This window comes from Bartonella sp. CL162QHHD, assembly GCF_042195435.1.
GTDB lineage: Bacteria > Pseudomonadota > Alphaproteobacteria > Rhizobiales > Rhizobiaceae > Bartonella.
Genome location: NZ_JBHIOG010000053.1, coordinates 1 through 2,521 on the forward strand (window position 1 = coordinate 1; position 2,521 = coordinate 2,521).

The following is a 2,521-nucleotide window of genomic DNA, read 5'->3' on the forward strand; positions in this document are numbered from 1 at the left end:
TTCCCTTGCGCTAAAACAATCCCCTCAAGCTTCAAGTCTCCGCCCGATTCAAGAGCCATATCAGCGCCTGATCCTAGCCCTGAAACTTGAAGTGTCTGGCGCGAAGAAAGCTCCATATTGCCCCCAGAGGTTGCTTTACCGGCAATCGATAAAAGCCCATCCTGCGCCTCTATCTTCAAATGACCATCAGCGCCAACCGTTTCTAACGTCACATCCTTATGGGCGGCAATATCAATATGCTTTTTCGAGGTGATGTGTTTTGCCAATATGCTCTGGCTTTTCGATTTGAGGACAACGCCCCCATGACCAAAAACATTCTTCAACGAGATTTTCCCGTCAGCAGAAAGATGCAACTGCCCCGCATTGGCTGCCATATCATGGCGCATACGAACCCCAACACCTTTTTCTGTTGCCACAAGTTTAATCTGATCCGCTTGTAGAGCCCCCAAAGCAGAACCATCTATCGCATATTCTGGTTTACCAGTAATATCGGTCAGTTCTTTCATCTGCCGAGAAGCATAATCAAAGTGACCCGTCCCTGCTGTCACACCAATTTCTCTGCCCGCAACAGCTCCTTCAAAATGCACCGTGCGTGAGACAATATCGACAATATCAACAGCCCCTTGGCCAGAGAAAAAATTGGCTCCCTTGGCGCCAAAGGTGATATCCCCACCTCGCACCTCAAAGCCTTTCAAAAAACCGCTCGCATCAATTTCGGGTACACCTGTGGTTAAGGTCGCATGGGGCGTATTGATAAAACCGCAACCATCACAGCTTATCCCATTGGGATTGGCTATAATCACATCGGCGGGGCTCCCAAAAACCTCTCCTGGACCATTCAAGGCACTACGCTTGCTGCTGGTGACTTCATTTAAAATCACTTTCGCTGAACCCGTGAGGCGCAAATGCGGATTGCCCGGCATAATGCCCCCCAACTGCGATTGCCCCACTTCTTGCGCATGATTGTTCCAAATCACACCTAGATTTCCAATATTAAAATCGTTATATTTATTNCAAATCACACCTAGATTTCCAATATTAAAATCGTTATATTTATTGTGTGATAAACCCTTGCCATTGGGGGTAACAATATCAATCGAGGGAACCCCATTGGGCGCTGCTACTATATCTGGACGATGGGCGGCATTAGCGTTAGGATCCACAGTAATTTGTGCCTGTAACGCTGAAGGTGCTAACAAACAAGAAAAACCAAGTCCCCCAAATAAAACCTTTTTGAGCATCGTACTGGAGACTAAAACACCTAATAAAGCTACTCTTTCTGCTCTCTTCTCATATCTCATACTTTAACTCCCCAATAAAAAATGCTTAAAGTTCCATTGTTAATGTCATAAAAAATGTTCCTGATTTTTTGTGCTTAACTGTGCTCCAAAAAATACTGGAATAACTGGCATCAAGAGAGACCATGCCTCCCGCAAGCTTGACACCTGCTGTCCAACCGGCAAGCTGGTCACTCTTAATCCCATACAAAGCTTGCGAAAACACACGCCCATAATCCAAACCAACATAAGGGCGAAGTTCACCAAAAACTTTTTTAAAGGTCGCGTGATTGCTCCACGGAATGGTGCGCAACAACAAATCATTCCGGCTAAAAAAACCGTTATTGCCAAAAAGCAAACTCTCACGCGTGCCACGAACATTGGAAGCGCCCCCCAACGAAATCTGTTCAGCACCCAATAAATTATGCGGTGAATATTGACCACTCAAAAGATTGCTCAGTATAAAGTCCAAGCCCCCTACCTTAAAAGGCGTCATGATACTAAGCGTACCAGTAAATTTGGCAAATTGTGGCTCCGCATCCCCTGCCCCTGGATCGTGCTTCTTGACAGAATGAAACAAAGGGAGCCCTTGCAAATAACTCACATCAAAGGTCCAAGTCCCCCCCAACATCTGGCGCGAATGCGAAATCCCAAAATTGGCGACGCTATATTGACGGCTGCCCACTTCAATCTTATTGCCAAGAAGGTAATTGTTGGTTCTTTTATAAGAAAGACCTAAATTCAAGGTTGTAAGGGAAACACCATCACGGTAAAGAACTCTGCTTGTACTGGCGTGCAACTCACTGGAATCCCCCGTCGTCTCAATATCGGTAAAATTGCCAGGGATTATGCTTTGGTAATTATAAACAGTGCCATTCAATCCAAAGGTCCAATAACCGTACGGAATACTCACACTCGCTGAAATGTTATTGCTATGTCCTTCTTGCTTGCTCCCACCCCAATAATCTGTCTGACTGCGCTGATAGTTAAAATCCCACGCATCATTCATCCCTAAAATATTTTCTACCCTCAAGCCCGCACTATAACGCGCATAACCCGTGGAAGATTGTCCCATATTGTCATGAGAAACAGTAACCTTGAAAGTTTTATCGGGATGATTGTTAATATTGACAATGGTGCTCCCTTCTTCACGCCCTGGAAGAAGTTCGCTTTGAGCGTGCGCTGAACTCAAACGGTTGATCTGATCAAGCCCCTGTTCAATATCGCGCATGTTCAGAACATGA

General features: G+C 45.4%; 2 protein-coding genes. Both read right to left on the bottom strand.

Annotated features, from left to right (window positions below; translation table 11 throughout):
• Positions 1–1,301, bottom strand: a 1,301-nt coding sequence (locus tag ACFILD_RS04930) for a filamentous hemagglutinin N-terminal domain-containing protein (RefSeq protein ID WP_375664842.1), incomplete at its 3' end; no start/stop codon positions are given.
• A 25-nt stretch (positions 1,302–1,326) separates the two neighbouring features.
• A partial coding sequence (locus ACFILD_RS04935) for a ShlB/FhaC/HecB family hemolysin secretion/activation protein (protein ID WP_375664843.1) occupies positions 1,327–2,521 on the bottom strand: 1,195 nt, incomplete at its 5' end.